Annotated in this window: 14 protein-coding genes and 1 other annotated feature; of the genes, 3 read left to right on the forward strand and 11 right to left on the reverse strand. The window is 56.6% G+C overall.

Features of this window, described 5'->3' with window-relative positions:
- Nucleotides 1-270: 270 nt before the first annotated feature.
- On the forward strand, nucleotides 271-1,947 hold the full coding sequence (gene ybaL / locus AC007G_RS03300) for a YbaL family putative K(+) efflux transporter (RefSeq protein ID WP_032696516.1): 1,677 nt from the start codon (nucleotides 271-273) through the stop codon (nucleotides 1,945-1,947).
- Between the two features lie 99 nt (nucleotides 1,948-2,046).
- On the opposite strand, the gene AC007G_RS03305 is transcribed toward ybaL, so the two are convergent.
- The 9 genes from AC007G_RS03305 to AC007G_RS03345 form a co-directional block, all read right to left on the reverse strand.
- The gene (locus tag AC007G_RS03305) at nucleotides 2,047-3,351 is read right to left on the reverse strand and encodes an inosine/guanosine kinase (RefSeq protein ID WP_032689194.1); all 1,305 of its coding nucleotides are present in this window, start codon (nucleotides 3,349-3,351) and stop codon (nucleotides 2,047-2,049) included.
- 63 nt (nucleotides 3,352-3,414) lie between these two features.
- A complete protein-coding gene (gene hemH, locus AC007G_RS03310; protein ID WP_032696517.1) occupies nucleotides 3,415-4,377 on the reverse strand; it encodes a ferrochelatase in 963 nt (320 codons plus the stop codon).
- A gap of 127 nt (nucleotides 4,378-4,504) precedes the next feature.
- Complete coding sequence (gene adk / locus AC007G_RS03315) at nucleotides 4,505-5,149, reverse strand: adenylate kinase (RefSeq protein WP_142630446.1); 645 nt, start codon at nucleotides 5,147-5,149, stop codon at nucleotides 4,505-4,507.
- Nucleotides 5,150-5,358: 209 nt separating this feature from the next.
- Nucleotides 5,359-7,233, reverse strand: coding sequence for a molecular chaperone HtpG (gene htpG / locus AC007G_RS03320; RefSeq protein ID WP_032700678.1), 1,875 nt, complete (start codon nucleotides 7,231-7,233; stop codon nucleotides 5,359-5,361).
- A gap of 111 nt (nucleotides 7,234-7,344) precedes the next feature.
- Nucleotides 7,345-7,950 (reverse strand): recombination mediator RecR, encoded by a 606-nt coding sequence (recR, locus tag AC007G_RS03325; RefSeq protein WP_004858810.1) that lies wholly within the window; start codon nucleotides 7,948-7,950, stop codon nucleotides 7,345-7,347.
- Nucleotides 7,950-8,282 carry a YbaB/EbfC family nucleoid-associated protein gene (locus tag AC007G_RS03330; protein ID WP_004858807.1) on the reverse strand — a complete coding sequence of 111 codons (333 nt, stop codon included), beginning with the start codon at nucleotides 8,280-8,282 and terminating at the stop codon, nucleotides 7,950-7,952. Before AC007G_RS03330 ends, recR begins: the two co-directional genes overlap by 1 nt.
- Before the next feature lie 57 nt (nucleotides 8,283-8,339).
- The gene (gene dnaX, locus AC007G_RS03335) at nucleotides 8,340-10,253 is read right to left on the reverse strand and encodes a DNA polymerase III subunit gamma/tau (protein ID WP_479466542.1); all 1,914 of its coding nucleotides are present in this window, start codon (nucleotides 10,251-10,253) and stop codon (nucleotides 8,340-8,342) included.
- Nucleotides 8,946-9,010, reverse strand: a sequence feature (DnaX frameshifting element). (Overlaps the previous gene by 65 nt.)
- Nucleotides 10,254-10,345: 92 nt before the next feature.
- Entirely contained in the window at nucleotides 10,346-10,897 is a 552-nt protein-coding gene (gene apt, locus AC007G_RS03340; RefSeq protein WP_032689198.1) for an adenine phosphoribosyltransferase, read from the reverse strand.
- 150 nt (nucleotides 10,898-11,047) lie between these two features.
- Nucleotides 11,048-11,425 carry a DUF454 family protein gene (locus tag AC007G_RS03345; RefSeq protein ID WP_142630448.1) on the reverse strand — a complete coding sequence of 126 codons (378 nt, stop codon included), beginning with the start codon at nucleotides 11,423-11,425 and terminating at the stop codon, nucleotides 11,048-11,050.
- A gap of 69 nt (nucleotides 11,426-11,494) precedes the next feature.
- Between AC007G_RS03345 and priC the strand changes: the two genes are divergently transcribed.
- A complete protein-coding gene (gene priC / locus AC007G_RS03350) occupies nucleotides 11,495-12,022 on the forward strand; it encodes a primosomal replication protein N'' (RefSeq protein ID WP_049264628.1) in 528 nt (175 codons plus the stop codon).
- A gap of 12 nt (nucleotides 12,023-12,034) precedes the next feature.
- The gene (gene rsmS / locus AC007G_RS03355; RefSeq protein ID WP_049264627.1) at nucleotides 12,035-12,211 is read left to right on the forward strand and encodes a pleiotropic regulatory protein RsmS; all 177 of its coding nucleotides are present in this window, start codon (nucleotides 12,035-12,037) and stop codon (nucleotides 12,209-12,211) included.
- Between the two features lie 50 nt (nucleotides 12,212-12,261).
- Here the strand turns inward: rsmS and mscK are convergent, their stop codons facing one another.
- A complete protein-coding gene (mscK, locus tag AC007G_RS03360) occupies nucleotides 12,262-15,609 on the reverse strand; it encodes a mechanosensitive channel MscK (protein ID WP_032696520.1) in 3,348 nt (1,115 codons plus the stop codon).
- A 133-nt stretch (nucleotides 15,610-15,742) separates the two neighbouring features.
- The gene (gene acrR, locus AC007G_RS03365) at nucleotides 15,743-16,393 is read right to left on the reverse strand and encodes a multidrug efflux transporter transcriptional repressor AcrR (RefSeq protein WP_142630449.1); all 651 of its coding nucleotides are present in this window, start codon (nucleotides 16,391-16,393) and stop codon (nucleotides 15,743-15,745) included.
- Nucleotides 16,394-16,452 lie beyond the last annotated feature (59 nt).

Here is a 16,452-nt window from a genome sequence, read left to right on the forward strand (position 1 = left end):
TAGTTTTCCGATCTGTGCCTTTTTGCGGGTTAATTCCATTTTTCTGCATAATTCAACAATTATTCATAAACAAAACGGCTAAAACTGTCATAAACTATTACTCGGTTTTTTAGGTTTAGACACCCGCCTCCGGGTTGCCGCAAGGTAGCGCGCGTGAATCTCTGGCGCAGGGATGATTCGGTGAATGCGCGAAGCTAACGCAGAGGCAGCCTGAAGGATGGCGTGTTTAATACTGAAAATGGATTGGCTCACCACATACAAGGAGACGGAATGCACCACGCAACACCGCTTATCACCACCATTGTCGGTGGGCTCGTACTCGCTTTTATCTTCGGCATGATTGCCAATAAGCTGCGCATTTCGCCACTGGTGGGCTACCTGTTAGCAGGCGTGTTATCCGGCCCCTTTACACCTGGCTTCGTTGCCGATACCAAACTGGCGCCGGAGCTGGCTGAACTCGGCGTCATATTGCTGATGTTTGGCGTCGGGCTGCACTTCTCCCTGAAGGATTTGATGGCGGTAAAGTCGATCGCCATTCCCGGCGCGATTGCCCAGATAGCCGTGGCAACGCTGCTGGGTATGGCGCTTTCTGCCGTGTTGGGCTGGTCGCTGATGACCGGCATCGTATTTGGCCTGTGTCTCTCTACCGCCAGTACCGTGGTGCTGCTGCGCGCGTTGGAAGAACGGCAGCTTATTGATAGCCAACGAGGGCAGATCGCCATCGGCTGGCTCATCGTCGAAGATTTAGTAATGGTTCTGACGCTGGTTCTGCTGCCGGCCGTCGCCGGTATGGCGGAGAAAGGCGATGTTGGCCTGGCGTCGCTGGCCGTCGATATGGGGATCACCATCGGGAAAGTGATTGCCTTTATCGCCATTATGATGCTGGTAGGTCGTCGTCTGGTACCGTGGATTATGTCCCGCAGCGCCGCCACCGGCTCCCGCGAACTGTTTACCCTGTCGGTTCTGGCCCTCGCTCTCGGGATCGCCTTCGGTGCGGTTGAGCTGTTCGACGTCTCCTTTGCGCTTGGCGCATTTTTCGCCGGAATGGTCCTGAACGAATCCGAACTCAGCCACCGCGCCGCGCACGACACGCTGCCGCTGCGCGATGCGTTCGCCGTGCTGTTCTTTGTCTCCGTGGGAATGCTGTTTGATCCGATGATCCTGCTGGAGCAACCGCTGGCGGTGCTGGCGACGCTGGCGATCATTATCTTCGGTAAGTCGGTGGTCGCCTTTTTCCTCGTACGGATGTTCGGCCACTCGCCGCGCACCGCGCTGACCATCGCCGCCAGCCTCGCGCAAATCGGTGAGTTCGCCTTTATTCTCGCCGGGCTTGGCATGGCGCTGAACCTGCTGCCGCAGGCCGGACAAAATCTGGTACTGGCCGGGGCGATTATCTCTATCATGCTTAACCCGGTGCTCTTCGCGCTGCTGGAAAAATACCTCGATAAAACCGAAACGCTGGATGAGCAGACCTTCGAAGAAGTGCTCGAAGAAGAGAAGCAAATTCCGGTCGATATTTGCAACCACGCGCTGCTGGTGGGCTTTGGCCGCGTCGGAAGCCTGCTGGGCGAAAAACTGATGGCCCAGGGTATTCCGCTGGTGGTTATCGAAACGTCGCGCACCCGCGTCGATGAGCTGCGCGCGCGCGGTATTCGTGCGGTGCTGGGCAATGCGGCGAATGAAGAGATCATGAATCTGGCGCATCTGGACTGCGCCCGCTGGCTGCTGCTGACCATTCCTAACGGCTATGAGGCCGGGGAAATCGTCGCTGCCGCCCGCGAGAAATGCCCGAATATCGAGATTATCGCCCGGGCGCATTATGATGATGAAGTGGATTACATTACCGAACGCGGCGCAAACCAGGTGGTGATGGGCGAGCGAGAAATCGCCCGCGCGATGTTGCTGCTACTGGAGACGCCGCCGGCGGGTGAAGTGGTTACCGGATAATCCCCTACCATGGCGCCTCTCGGATAGCGAGAGGCGCTCAGCCAGGCCTTGCAACTGTTGCGCTCTCCCCCCTCACGCGGCGCAAGAGGGGAAACGGGCTTAACGCTCCCAGTATGCCTCTTCCAGACTATCTTCTCGCTCCGGCAGGCCACGGGTTAAACGCGGCGAATGCTGGTTCAGCACCTGATAGCTGACGCGGTTCGCGTATTTGCACACCTGCGCCAGCGACGAGTAGGTCAGCCACTTGCACTTGTGTTTACTGGAGTTCGGCACGTTATTCCGGTGGTAGTTATTGGCGGTGATATCGTGCAGCAACGCCGCCAGCGCCCCGTCACCGGCGCCGTTGGTATTCATGATTTTCTCAGGCCCACCCATGTACGGCGCGATATGCGAGTAAATCCGTAGCGGGTTAACGCAATCCTGGTGACGCATCGCCCGGCTGAACTCATACTGGTTGAATTCGGCAATCGCCCCCGGCAGCAGCGGATGCTGAGTTTTACGTTTGGCTTCCTCTTCCGTAAAGCTGGCCATATACAGCCCCGCTGGCCCGGCGGTACACAGTACCAGGTCCACCCACTCCAGCGCCTTATCCGAAGCCAACAGCGGATCGGACAGTCCGGTCAGCGCTTCGGCTTCTTCTTCATTCATCGCCAGAATAGAGACGTTCTCCTTGAGGAACTGCTGCCACCATTCCGGATTATCGGCAATGACGTACTTCGTTCCCAGCGTCAGCACCACCGGTACATCATGCTTTTTGGCATACTCGATGGCTTTCATCGTCGCATCCGGCATCGGCTCGCCAGGCTTGCAGCGCACCAGATACGAAGTCAGCACCAGCGCAGAGGCACCGGCAATCACCTCTTCCGGAATGCTTTCCGGACGCAGCTTATTCATGTGGCCCGGACTGATGGCAAAGGTTCGTTCGCCCGCGTCGCTAATCAGGGTAAAACAGCGGCCAATGGCCCCGTCCACCCCTTGCAGATAGTTCAGGTCAGTACGGCTGGAGGTGTTGCACAGATAGCGATAGGCGTAGCCGCCGATTTCGATATTGCTGCACATGACCCCCAGCAATACCGAGCGGTCATCGGCCAACACCGAATAATTGTGCATGGTATTGCCAATCGTTCCGCCGGCAAACTGGTGGGTAATTAAATTATTCCGTACCAGCTCCTGGTAGAGCGTTTCAGCGACATCATCTTCGATGACCAGCGAATGGCCGGCGCTGAGGCCGTAGCGCACGATAAACGCTTCATCTACTTTGGCTTCGATATCAACCAACGTTTGATCGATGCCGACCACCCACGCAACGTTGGATTCATTTTCCGGCTGCGTTTGTTGCAACAGCGGATCGCGGGCATTAACGGGAAAGTAGTGTTTGGATTTGCGTTTACCGGGAAATTTCATAGTGGCGATTTAATGGCAGTGAACAAGCGGGGAATAATAGCATATTCCCCCTGCCGCACGCGATTAGCGATACGGCGCCGTCAGGTTCACCATCATTTCGATATGCGCACTGTCCGCATTTAGCGCCGGGATATATTCATATTTCTGCCCGCCGGCCTCGAGGAAGACTTCCCGGTTCTGCACCGCAATCTCCTCCAGCGTTTCCAGACAATCCGCAGCAAAGCCCGGGCAGATCACCTGAATATGCTTCACCCCCTTCTCGCCCAACATTTTCAATGTCTCGTCGGTGTAGGGAGTCAGCCACGGCTCACGGCCAAAGCGCGACTGGAAGGTCATCATCGCACGGTCCGGCGAAAGTCCCAGCGCGGAGACCAGCTCGCGGGTGGTATCGCGGCAGCGCTGCGGGTAATCATCGCCTTCCTGGGCAAAGCGCTGCGGTATGCCGTGATAAGAAAGCAGCAGCACATCCGGTTCGCCGTGCACGGCAAACGATGCGCGAACGCTGGCAGCCAGCGCATCGATATAGCTGGCATCATCGGCATAATCACGAATAAAGGAGATACCGGGGATGGCCCGCTTTTTCGCCAGAATTCTCGCCAGCTCATCCCATACTGCCGCCACGGTGGAGCAGGAGTATTGCGGATACAGCGGTAATACGACGATGTGGCCAACATCCTGGGCCAGCAGTTCATCCACCGCACTTTCCAGCGCAGGCGAGCCGTAGCTCATGCCTAAGGCAACCGGCGTATCGGGGAGGCGCGCGGCCAGAGCCTGCTGCTGTCGACGGCTGTAAACCATCAACGGCGAGCCCTCGTCCATCCACACGGACTGATAAAGTTTCGCGACCCGCGGCGCGCGCAGGGGCAGTATCACGCCGCGCAGAAGCGGCCACCACAGCAGACGGGGCGTATCAACCACCCGCTTGTCGCTGAGAAATTGTCGCAGATAGCGCTTCACCGCATCGGGCGTGGGCGCATCGGGAGTGCCTAAGTTGGCTAACAAGATACCTGTTTTCGTCTGATGCATTACCGCCTCTTAACCATTTGAATCGCTGACAATTGTAGCTGAAATGGCGCTAAACGGAACCAATCAGAGAAAAAGGTAGAATGAGAGATGTTCTCATCCCGCCGCGGCAGGATGAGAACCAACGGGATTAACCGAGGATTTTTTCCAGCTCAACGCGCACGTCGGAAACGGCTTTCGTACCGTCAACCTTCGCGTACCGGGTGTTGCCCGCTTCAGCTTCTTTCTGATAGTAACCGATCAGCGGCGCCGTCATCTGATGGTATTCCACCAGACGCTTACGTACGGTCTCTTCCTGGTCATCTTTACGGGTGGTCAGCTCTTCGCCGGTCACGTCGTCTTTGCCTTCAACCTTCGGCGGGTTGAATTTGATGTGGTAAACGCGACCGGAAGCCGTGTGTACGCGACGGCCAATGATACGGTCAACGATCAGTTCGTCCGGTACAGCAAATTCCAGAACGTAATCAACGGCGATGCCCGCTTCTTTCATGGCGTCAGCTTGCGGAATGGTGCGCGGGAAGCCGTCGAGCAGGAAACCGTTACGGCAATCTTCCTGGGTGATACGCTCTTTAACCAGCGCAATCACCAGTTCGTCGGTCACCAGCTTGCCGGCGTCCATAATGTCTTTTGCCTGTTTGCCCAGCTCGGAGCCAGATTTCACCGCAGCGCGCAGCATGTCACCGGTAGAGATTTGCGGAATTCCGTATTTCTCCATGATGAACTGAGCCTGAGTTCCTTTACCCGCGCCCGGAGCGCCAAGCAGAATAATACGCATTACGAAAATCCCCTCAAAAGTCGATTCAATTTTTCAAAAACGCTAAACCATACCACCAGAACGCAGATGGCTCAAGGAAGGCGGAGCGGCTGAAACGGTTAATGGAGGGTTTATTTTGCTTGAAAGGCGGATTTTACGCCATCAGAGGAGGCGTCCACCCCGGCCCGCGCACCGTACGCGCGGGCCGGGGTGGACAAACAACGAAACGATCAGGAAGCCAGCAGCTGGTTCATGCGGCGAATAAACTGGTTAGGATCTTCCAGGGTACCGCGTTCGGCCAGCAGGGCCTGATCGAGCAGCAGCTCAACCCATTCGCCAAACCGGGCCTCATCCTGCGTATCCGCCGTGCGTTTCACCAGCGGGTGAGCCGGGTTCAGTTCGAAAATGTACTTCACTTCCGGTGCAGACTGGCCCGCAGCGGCAAACAGCTTCGCCATCTGGGTGCTCATTTCGTCCGCGTCGGTGGTGACGATAGCCGGCGTATCGGTCAGACGGTGCGTCAGACGAACCTCTTTCACCCGCTCGCCCAGCAGCGTTTTCACGCGCTCAACGAACGGTTCCAGCGCCTTTTCGGCCTCTTTGGTGCTTTCATCGACGTCATCCGCCAGCTTATCCAGCGATTCGTCGGCTTTCGCCACCGACTGGAACGCCTTGCCGTCGAACTCGGTCAGGTAGCTCATCATCCACTCGTCGATGCGGTCAGAGAGCAGCAGAACTTCGATGCCTTTCTTACGCAGCAGCTCGAGGTGCGGGCTGCTCTTCGCCGCGGCGTAGCTGTCCGCGGTGATGTAGTAGATCTTCTCCTGCCCTTCTTTCATGCGGGAGACATACTCTTCCAGCGACACGGTCTGCGCGGCGGAATCGGTATGGGTAGAAGCGAAACGCAGCAGCTTAGCAATCGTCTGCTGATTCGCGCTGTCCTCCGCCGGGCCTTCTTTCAGCACCAGGCCAAACTGTTGCCAGAAGGTCTGATATTTTTCCGCGTCGTCTTTGGCCAGTTTTTCCAGCATCTGCAGCGCGCGTTTGCTCAGCGCGGTGCGCAGGTTGCGGGTCACGCTGCTGTCCTGCAGAATTTCACGCGACACGTTCAGCGGCAGATCGTTGGAGTCGACGAGGCCGCGGACAAAGCGCAGGTAGTTCGGCATGAACTGCTCGGCTTCATCCATGATGAAGACCCGCTGCACGTACAGCTTCAGGCCATGCTTGTGATCGCGGTTCCACATATCCCACGGCGCCTGCGACGGGATGTACAGCAGGCTGGTGTACTCCTGCTTGCCTTCCACGCGGTTGTGGCTCCAGGTCAGCGGGTCGCTGTAGTCGTGGGCAATGTGTTTATAGAATTCGTTATATTCGTCGTCTTTGATTTCCGACTTATTACGGGTCCACAGCGCCTGGGCCTTGTTGATTTTCTCCCAGGAGATTACCGTTTCGCCGTCAACCTCTTCGCGCTTTTCAATCTCTACCGGCAGCGCGATATGATCGGAATATTTGCTGATGATCGAACGCACGCGCCAGTCGTTGAGGAAATCATCTTCACCTTCGCGAAGGTGCAGGGTAATTTCAGTGCCGCGGTCGGCTTTGGTGATATCAGCAACGGTGTAGTCGCCTTCGCCGGCAGATTCCCAGAACACGCCGTTTTCCGCGCTATCACCCGCCGCGCGGGTACGCACGGTGACTTTATCAGCCACGATAAACGCTGAGTAGAAGCCGACACCAAACTGACCAATCAGCTGGCTGTCTTTTGCCTGATCGGAGCCCATTGATTCGAGGAAAGATTTTGTCCCGGATTTGGCAATCGTTCCGAGATGGTCGATCACTTCCTCACGGTTCATCCCGATACCATTATCGGCGATGGTCAGCGTGCGGTTGTCTTTGTCAAAAGAGACGCGCACGCGCAGCTCGCCATCGCCTTCATACAGGTCCGGCTGGGACAGCGCGCGGAAACGCAGCTTGTCGGCCGCATCGGAGGCGTTGGAAATCAGTTCACGCAGGAAAATTTCTTTATTGGAATAAAGAGAATGGATCATCAGGTGCAGAAGCTGTTTAACCTCTGACTGAAAACCACGAGTTTCTTGTCCTTTCATCTAAATCAACCTCAACAATGCCATTGTTAATGGTAAAAAAACCGTTGAAGGGAAGATGGGGACTGAAGGGGAAATTTTCAAGCGGAGGCCCCAAAAAGCGCCTCCGTTTGGTTAAAAACGAATCTTGTGTCGACCGGCAAGGGAGTGCGACAGCGTGGTGCCGTCAACCATCTCCAGCTCGCCGCCTACCGGTACGCCGTGGGCGATACGGCTGGCTTCTACGCCATACTGCGCGCAGAGTTCGGCTATGTAGTTAGCGGTCGCCTCTCCTTCCACCGTCGGGTTGGTGGCGAGGATCACTTCCTGCATTGATTCGTCGCGCAGACGCTGCTCCAGACGATCGAGCCCGATATCATCCGGTCCGATGCCATCAAGCGGCGACAGATGGCCCATCAGGACAAAGTAGCGCCCGGAAAACTGCCCGGTCTGCTCAATGGCGTAGATGTCTGCGGGGCTTTCCACCACGCAGATCTGGCCATTTTCACGGCGGCGCGGATTGCTGCAAATATTGCACACCTCCTGCTCGGTGAAGGTGCGGCAGTCGGCACAGTGGCCGATTTCCGACATCGCGCGCGTCAATGACTGCGCCAGACGCATCCCGCCGCTACGATCGCGCTGAAGTAGCGTAAACGCCATGCGCTGCGCTGACTTCGGGCCAACGCCCGGCAGACAGCGCAATGCTTCCATAAGCTGAGTTAACAGCGGGCTGGTTTGCATCAGAATGGCATCTTAAAGCCAGGCGGCAGCTGCATGCCGGAGGAGACGGAAGCCATCTTCTCTTTCTGGGTCTCTTCAATACGGCGCGCCGCATCGTTGAACGCCGCAGCGACGAGATCTTCCAGCATATCTTTGTCGTCTTCCAGAAGGCTCGGATCAATCTCCACGCGACGGCAGTTATGCGCACCGTTGATGGTCACTTTCACCAGACCTGCGCCGGATTCACCGGTCACTTCCAGCTGCGCGATCTCTTCCTGCATTTTCTGCATTTTGTCTTGCATCTGCTGGGCCTGCTTCATCAGGTTACCCAGGCCGCCTTTTCCACCAAACATAGGCTTCTCTCTCAGTAAGTCATCGTTAAGGATGCTGACCGCAAGTCAAACTTGCAATCAAATGGGGCGAATACTCTCTTCATCCAGATCCGCATCGAAGAACCGGCGCAGCGTCTGAATGTTGTTATCCGCAATAATCGCTTCGCGCGCTTGCGCGAGCTTCTCTTCATAAATTGCCTGCCGCCACTCCAGCGGCGTGCGCATCGCAGGATTATTGTCTTCCACGATGGTCAATTCAACCGGTGAACCGTACAACACGCCGAGCGCTTCGGCCAACTTTTGCTGCGCGCCGGCGGAATTGAGATGCCGCTGGCTCGGACGCAGATGCAGACAGATACGATTACCGTCCTGCTCTTTCCACGCATTCAGCGCCACCTGCTCGACCAGCTTCGGCACCGCCAGCTGATTAACCTCTGCCGCCCAGCCGTCGCGTTCGACCGCTTCCAGCGCCAGTTTTGCCGCCAGCTCCGGCGTTTTTTCATGCTCCAGCGCTTTCTTCAGCGCCTTTGGCGTCGCGACCTCTTCTTTCACCGTTTCGACAATCGTCGTCGCTTTCCAGCGATAGGCTTCTTTTTTGGCCGGAGCCTTTTCCTGTACCGCAGCAACGGCCGGACGAGCCTGCACGCGCTCGGTTATTGAACTCAGTCGCTCCAGCGCAGCGTTATTCACCGGCCGCGCGCGGGATGCGGCTGCCGGTTCACTCTTTTTTGGGGTGGGTGCTCCCTGGCTACGCTGCAGCTGGCTGCGTGCCGCCAGAACCTGACTGGTGGTTTGCGGTAGATTCTGCGGCGGCGGCTGTACCGGCGGAGCAGATACCGGCGCCGCCTGCACAGGCGCGGCCAGCGTTGCCGGTAGCGGCTTCACCTCCGGTTCCGGCAGCTGCGCTTGCGGATGGAATGCCAGCGCACGCAACAGCGTCATTTCCACACCCATGCGCCGATCCGGCGCATACGGCAGCTCTTTGCGGCCAATCAGGAGCGTCTGATAGTACAATTGTATATCGGTGGGCGGCACGGTGCGCGCGAGTTCACGCATACGTAGCTCCACCGCGGCCATATCGGCGCCCAGCGCCGAAGGAGAGAGCTGGACCATCGCAATCCGGTGCAGCAGACTCTGCATTTCAACCAGCAGCGCTTCCCACTCAACGCCGCGGGAGGCCGCTTCGTTAACGCCCGCCATGACGCGTTCGCCATCGGCCGCCACCAGCGCCTCAATCAATGACAGCGCCTGATCGTCGTCGAGCGTGCCGAGCATGGTACTGACCGACTCCGCCGTCAGACGACCATCGCCGCTGGCAATCGCCTGATCGGTCAGGCTTAAGGCATCGCGCAGGCTGCCGTCCGCCGCGCGCGACAGCAGCTGCAGCGCGCGGGACTCAAAGGTAATCTGCTCTTCGCCGAGAATATGCTCAAGCTGATGGCGGATCTGTTCGACATCCAGCGCCTTAAGATGGAACTGCAGACAGCGCGACAGGATCGTCACCGGCAGCTTCTGCGGATCGGTGGTCGCCAGCAGGAATTTGACGTGCGCAGGCGGCTCCTCCAGCGTTTTTAACAACGCGTTGAAGCTGTGGCGCGACAGCATGTGGACTTCATCGATCAGATAGACCTTAAAGCGGCCACGGGCCGGCGCATACTGGACGTTGTCCAGCAGGTCGCGGGTGTCTTCGACTTTGGTACGGGAAGCGGCATCAATCTCAATCAGATCGACAAAGCGCCCCTGCTCTATTTCGCGGCAGTTATCACACACGCCGCACGGCGTGGCGGTAATACCGGTTTCACAGTTCAACCCTTTTGCGAGCAAACGCGCGATGGAGGTTTTCCCCACGCCGCGGGTGCCGGAAAAGAGATAAGCGTGATGAATGCGCCCTAACGATAAGCCGTTCGCCAGTGCGGTCAGCACATGTTCCTGGCCGACGACGTCAGCAAAGGTTTGTGGGCGCCATTTACGGGCTAAGACCTGATAACTCATGGGCTGGCTCTGAAACGCTGGAAGGTGAAATCACGAGGGGGTCATGCTATCACAGCCCCGCTCAATCAGCGAGGCTATGTGGCGGGATTTGCTTAGTGACCCGGGAACGGGACCAGGCTATAGCAGTTGATTCCCAGTTTTTCCAGGCGCTGCTCGCCGCCCAGATCAAACAGATTGATCACAAAGGCGGCGTCGTGCACTTCGCCGCCCAGACGGCGAATCAGCTTCACGGTTGCATCGATGGTGCCGCCGGTCGCCAACAGATCGTCGACGACGAGAACTTTATCGCCTGCGGTGATCGCATCGACGTGAATTTCCAGCTGATCGGTACCGTATTCCAGCTCGTAGCTCTCCGCAATGGTTTCACGCGGCAGCTTGCGCGGTTTACGTACCGGCACAAAACCCACGCCCAGCGCCAGCGCCACCGGAGCGCCAAACAGGAAACCACGCGCCTCGGTGCCCACCACTTTAGTTATGCCGGCGTTTTTATAACGCTCGGCCAGCAGCTCAATGCACAACGCATAGGCTTTCGGGTCTTCGAGCATGCTGGTGACATCGCGGAAAAGAATACCCGGTTTCGGATAGTCCTGAATGCTTTGGATGCTGTTCTTTAGATATTCAAGCTGCTGTGCAGTTGCGGTCATAAGTTTATGCCTGATAAAAACGGTGTTACTCACGGGCAGGCCAAACGGGTCAAAGAAACATTTGATTAACCTTTGACCAGGCGTGCCCGCGCTCGAAAACGCTCGAATTTACTGTCTGTAAGCGACAATTGCAACACTCATTATGGTGCATCAGTGCTTTTGTTGCGTCGCGTCAACAACCGGAATACGCCACATAAATATCAACAGGCAGGCCAGAATCACCAGCAGCATGATGCGAACCCACGTAAGCTTAACCAGCCACAGCGACACGGCGAAGGTCAGCACAATCATCACAATCGCCCGCGGCTTGGCACCAGGCGGCATCGCACGATATTTCTGCCAGTGACGAAGATAACCGCCGAACCAGGAACGATACAGCAGCCAGTGGTGAAAACGCGGTGAAGAGCGGGCAAAACACCAGGCCGCCAGCAAAATAAACGGGGTGGTCGGCAATAAAGGCAAAAAGACGCCCAGCGTCCCCAGCGCTACCGCCAGCCAGCCTATGATGATTAAAATGATACGTGGCATAATGCGAATCGTTATCAAGCAGATATGGCTACTGTAGCACAGTTGTCTATCAGCGTAGGGAGGAGTTATTTGAAAACAGCCCGGCTTTTACACACGCTGGAAAATCAGTTGGCCCAACTGGCCGCGCAGGTTGCGCCGCTGGCGCATCATGCTACGCTCAGCGCCCGCTTCGATCGCCAGCTGTTCCGTACTCGCAGCACGCTGATGCAGGACTGTCTCGAGGAGGCGCAGCAGCACTTTACTGAACTGCGGCAGGCCGTTGAGCAGCAGCAGCTTCCGCAGGTCGCCTGGCTGGCGGAGCGGCTGGTGGCGCAAGTTGCCGCCCTCAGCCGGGAGGCGGCAACCTGGCCACTGCGTAGCTGGGACAGCGCCTCGCCCGGAATAAACCGCTGGCAGCGGCGGCGGCTTCAGCATCAGGAGTACGAACGACGACTGCTGGCGATGCGCAACAATCGCCAGCGTCAGCTGGCGCAGGCGACGACGCTTGAGGAGCAGCAGCGGTTGGCGAAAGAGGTCGATGCCTGCGCCGCGCGTTTAGCACGCTGTCGCGATGCGCTGGAAAAAATAGAAGGCGTGCTGGCACGCTTAACACGCTAAGAAGGAGTCACTATGTCGCTGGAAAACGCCCCGGATGAGGTCAAGCTGGCCGTTGATTTGATTATGCTGCTGGAAGAGAACCAGGTGTCAGCGCAAACCGTGCTGGGGGCGCTGGAGATCATTAAACGTGACTATGAAAACAAACTCAATCGCACCGGGCAGACATCAGGTGAAGCGGATAAACGCTAACCGACGGCGCGTCAGAAACGGGGCGGCGCACTGGCCGCCCCCGCTGAGTCTTACCCGATAGCCGGAGACGGATCGTCTCCTTTGACCTCACGCTTGAGCTCCGTCACTTCATCCCCTTTTTCGTTACGCAGATGGACTTCCAACTGGTTGAAGGCGATGTTGATGTCGTTTTCACGGCACAGGCGGTCGATCGCGCGGTTCAGTTCATCGACGGTATAGCTGCGATCGCGCAGTTCGCGCACATATAAACGCAGCTCATGATCCAACGTGCTGGCGCCGAAGGTGGTAAAGAAGACCGATGGCGCAGGCTCCTGCATCACTTTCGGATGCTCATGTGCCGCCTGCAGCAGTACTTCCTTGACCTTATCCAGATCGGAGCCGTACGCCACGCCGATGCGGATCACCACACGGGTTACAGTATCGGACAGCGACCAGTTGATCAAACGCTCGGTCACAAACGCTTTGTTCGGGATGATCACCTCTTTACGGTCAAAGTCGGTAATGGTCGTGGCGCGAATGCGGATCTTGCTGACGGTACCGGAGAAGGTGCCGATCGTCACCGTATCGCCGATGCGCACCGGGCGTTCGAAGAGGATAATCAGGCCGGAAACGAAGTTACCGAAAATCTCCTGTAAACCAAAGCCCAGACCAACCGACAACGCGGCCGCCAGCCACTGCAGCTTGTCCCACGAGACGCCCAGCGCGCCAAATACCGTCATCGCGCCGATGGCGATAATCGCGTAGTTGAGGATCGAGGTAATGGCGTAGGAGGTCCCCTGGCGCATGTTGAGCCGAGAGAGGATCAGCACTTCCAGCAGACCCGGTAGGTTGCGGATCAACGCCCAGGCGACCATGGACGCGACGATCGCAAACAGCAGGCTTCCCATCGTCACGCTTCTCACCACGCTGGCTCCTGCTTCGGTGCCGTTGTAGTGCCACAAGGTAATACTGTCGAGATAGGCGAATACGGTGATGAGATCGGACCAAATCGCCCAGAACACAACGCCAAACAAGGCGACCATCACCAGCATGGTAATACGCAACGTTTGTTGGTTGACCTGCTCCAGCGCAATTGTCGGCTCTTCCTGCGGTTCAGCCCCTTCAGCCCCCTCTTTGACCATATGCTGGCGACGGGCCAGCGCACGCCGCCAGGCGATACGTCGTGCGGCAACGCTCAGGCCGCGCAAAACGGTCTGGTACAGCAGATTCCACAGCATCACCAGGTAGACGGTTTCAATCCAGCGACCGGCCAGACGCAGGGTGGTATAGAAGTAGCCGGTGGCCGTCAGTACCATCAGCGCGACAGGCACAATCGAGAGAACGGTGACGGTGAGAAGACGCAGGCTGTGCGACTCTTTATCACGCCAGCTCTCACGACACATCGGCCACACCAGTACCGCGATCAGCAGCAGATTGAGGAAGATAACGAACTGCCCCAGCACGTCATCCATCAGATTCAGCGGCGACAGTTCAGAGACCACCGACCAGAAATTCAGCGGCAGCAGCGCCAGGCTGACGCGCACAATTTGCCGACGCCAGTGGCTGGTCAGCTGCGGTGGCATATTAAAGTGGCTTACCGCCACACCGTCTTTTTCCAGCACCTTCCAGCACAGACCAAACACCAGCCAGAACAGCGCCAGTTTTTTACTGTATGCCCACAGCAGTTCGCTGATGTTCAGCTGCATCGTCAGCAGAATCAGCCCTACCGCCAGAATCAGCAGCACGACGGGCAGTGCGCGGATCAGGTCAATCAGAATCGCTTTGGGCGTATGGAGCTGCGTGTCGTTACGCAACTGGCCGACCTGCGAAGCCAGCCGGGCCTGGTAATTACGTAACCACTGCAGGCGCCAGCGAATCAGGCCCGCAATCAGCAGCAGCGGCAGACCGGCAAGGAAAGCAACAAACACCGCCGGCCACGCTTTCTCCCAGTTTACGGTGATTTTCATCGCCTTAAACTGCCCTTTCAACGCTTCCGGGAAGGATTTAATCCAGTCCCAGTCCATCGGTTTGTTGCTATTCACCCAGAAAATCTGCTGGGTCAGGATGGCTTTCAGGTTGCTTGAGACGCTCATTAACTGCTGCTGGTTGATCTGCAGGTTAATCGCCATCATCAGCTGATTGCCGAGCTGCTTGTTAAACTGGTCGAGCAGTTCGCGGCGCATATCCACGACGTCCAGCAGGGCATTATGGACATCAGGGGTCACTTCATTGCTGTGACCTTCTTCCAGTTTGGCGACGAACGCATCGCTCTGGAACAGCGCATCACGTTGCTGGTTGACCTCAAACTGTTCAAGACGCAGATCGGCAATACGGTTGGTCATATCCTCCAGCTCGTCCGCCGACGGTAGCGTCTGCTGCTGCTGGTAAAGGATGCGTGACAGTAACAGGCTCCCTTTGAGGACTGAAATCTGCTCTTTGATATCACGTTCAGATTGCAGCGCCCGATCGAGCCAGTTTTTCACTTTGATATTGCGCTGCACCAGCTGATTGCCGTTCTCGGTCGCCGCAATCAGCTTCTGACTCAGCTGATGGTTAATATCCAGCTCTTGTTTGACCAGCGGGTTGGACTGGATACGCGCCGTCTCATCCGGCGTGACCGCTTCCTGAGCGGTTTTTTCGGTTAGCGTCAGGCGCTTGCTGTTAACCGCTTCCTGCAGCAGCTGCAGCTGATGTTCGAGACGATTGCTGTTGGCGCTGACGTAATCACGTTGCTTTTGCAGCGTATCCTGCAACACGGTGTTGCCTTCGAGGCTCTTGCGCTGCTGCTCAATTTGCGCGTTAAGCAGAGCCTGCTGCGCCAGCAGCAGGCTCTGCTGGCTCGGACGCAGGGCTTCGTCACCCGTGGTGGTGGTGCCGTTCAGGCGGTTGCGTATCTGCTGTAGCTGCTGGGAAGCCGCATACATCGCATTTTGCACGCGTTCCGGCTGGGTTTGCAGGGAGACCAGTTGGCTGTTGTAGGTCGCCAGATCGTTTTGTGCGGTTTGCAGATCGTCCAGCGTCTGGGAGAGACGAGATTCCAGCTGCCGCAAAGAGAGCGTGCTGAGCGTTTTCCGCGTCGCCTCATCATCAGACACCTCGCTTAACGCGTTCAGGCTATCGACCGCCTGACGCATCTTGGCTGGCGCCTGCTCAACCTGTTGCCGCAGCTGAGTCGTTTCCGACTTAATCCGCTCGATTTTATCGAGTGCTTCAAGGGTCTGCACCAGGTCTTGCTGAACCAGCTTGTCCTGTGGCGTCAGTTCCTTTTGCTTATTTAGCGTATTAAGTTGATTCTGAATATCAGATCGGTCAGGGACATCGGCAGCCAGAGCTTGATTCACGCTGAGACAGCCGATAAATAACAACAGTACAATTACAAAAGCGGAAGTGGCATTTCGCCAACGGATAGTATGCAGCATAGTGTTAACATGAGTGGTTGCAATAGCCGGAGAATACCGGGGGTCGTCGCAGACCGCAGAATAGCACTTCTGCCATCGCACGAATAGCGGCGACTATCAGCAAACACTCACCTTTTTTATTTTGCCGGGAGCGTTAATTCTTGACCTCTGAGGGCACCCGGAGCGTAGGGCAAAACTGATACATTTCGAGAAGAATGGCAACATAGTCGCGCGCTTCTTTTTCAAGATCGAATGAATCCGGCGCAAAGAGCCAGTTTTCCATCAGACCGGAGAGATAGCTGCGCATTAAAACCGCCGCCCGGCGGGTTAACAAATTGGCCGGCAGCATGTTGGCCGCAATGCACTCCTTTAGCGTGTGTTCAATACGTTCGTAGCTCTCAAGACATAAGCTGCGCTGCGCTTTCTGAACCACCGCCATCTCACCGACAAACTCACATTTATGGAAGATAATTTCCATCATTAGCCGCCGCCGCTCTTCTGTCACCGTGGCTTCAAGAATATGAACTAAGATCTCCCTGACAACTGACAGTGGATCGTTGGGGAATTTTGCCCGATACTCAACTTCAAGATCGCTAATACTTGCGTCCGACAACACCCATATTTCATTAAATAAATCTGATTTATTCTTGAAATGCCAGTAGATAGCCCCCCTCGTTACCCCGGCAGCTTTTGCAATTGCTGCCAACGAGGTAGATGATACGCCTTGCTGCGAAAACAAACGCAGAGCAACATCCAGAATGTGTTGCCGGGTTTCAAGTGCCTGTTGTTTGGTTTTTCGTGCCATAGGTCGATGAGTTTATAGAGGTTGCGTTTACATACATTTATGAATGTATGTACCATAGC

Source organism: Klebsiella sp. CSG-1 (genome assembly GCF_056521145.1).

Bases quoted from the DNA above. Each gene is read 5' to 3' on its own strand.
- acrR (WP_142630449.1), bottom strand. From the start codon at position 16,393: ATGGCACGAAAAACCAAACAACAGGCACTTGAAACCCGGCAACACATT.
- rsmS (WP_049264627.1), top strand. From the start codon at position 12,035: ATGTCGCTGGAAAACGCCCCGGATGAGGTCAAGCTGGCCGTTGATTTG.
- hemH (WP_032696517.1), bottom strand. From the start codon at position 4,377: ATGCATCAGACGAAAACAGGTATCTTGTTAGCCAACTTAGGCACTCCC.
- AC007G_RS03345 (WP_142630448.1), bottom strand. From the start codon at position 11,425: ATGCCACGTATCATTTTAATCATCATAGGCTGGCTGGCGGTAGCGCTG.
- dnaX (WP_479466542.1), bottom strand. From the start codon at position 10,253: ATGAGTTATCAGGTCTTAGCCCGTAAATGGCGCCCACAAACCTTTGCT.
- htpG (WP_032700678.1), bottom strand. From the start codon at position 7,233: ATGAAAGGACAAGAAACTCGTGGTTTTCAGTCAGAGGTTAAACAGCTT.
- AC007G_RS03305 (WP_032689194.1), bottom strand. From the start codon at position 3,351: ATGAAATTTCCCGGTAAACGCAAATCCAAACACTACTTTCCCGTTAAT.
- mscK (WP_032696520.1), bottom strand. From the start codon at position 15,609: ATGCTGCATACTATCCGTTGGCGAAATGCCACTTCCGCTTTTGTAATT.
- AC007G_RS03330 (WP_004858807.1), bottom strand. From the start codon at position 8,282: ATGTTTGGTGGAAAAGGCGGCCTGGGTAACCTGATGAAGCAGGCCCAG.
- recR (WP_004858810.1), bottom strand. From the start codon at position 7,950: ATGCAAACCAGCCCGCTGTTAACTCAGCTTATGGAAGCATTGCGCTGT.
- adk (WP_142630446.1), bottom strand. From the start codon at position 5,149: ATGCGTATTATTCTGCTTGGCGCTCCGGGCGCGGGTAAAGGAACTCAG.
- ybaL (WP_032696516.1), top strand. From the start codon at position 271: ATGCACCACGCAACACCGCTTATCACCACCATTGTCGGTGGGCTCGTA.
- apt (WP_032689198.1), bottom strand. From the start codon at position 10,897: ATGACCGCAACTGCACAGCAGCTTGAATATCTAAAGAACAGCATCCAA.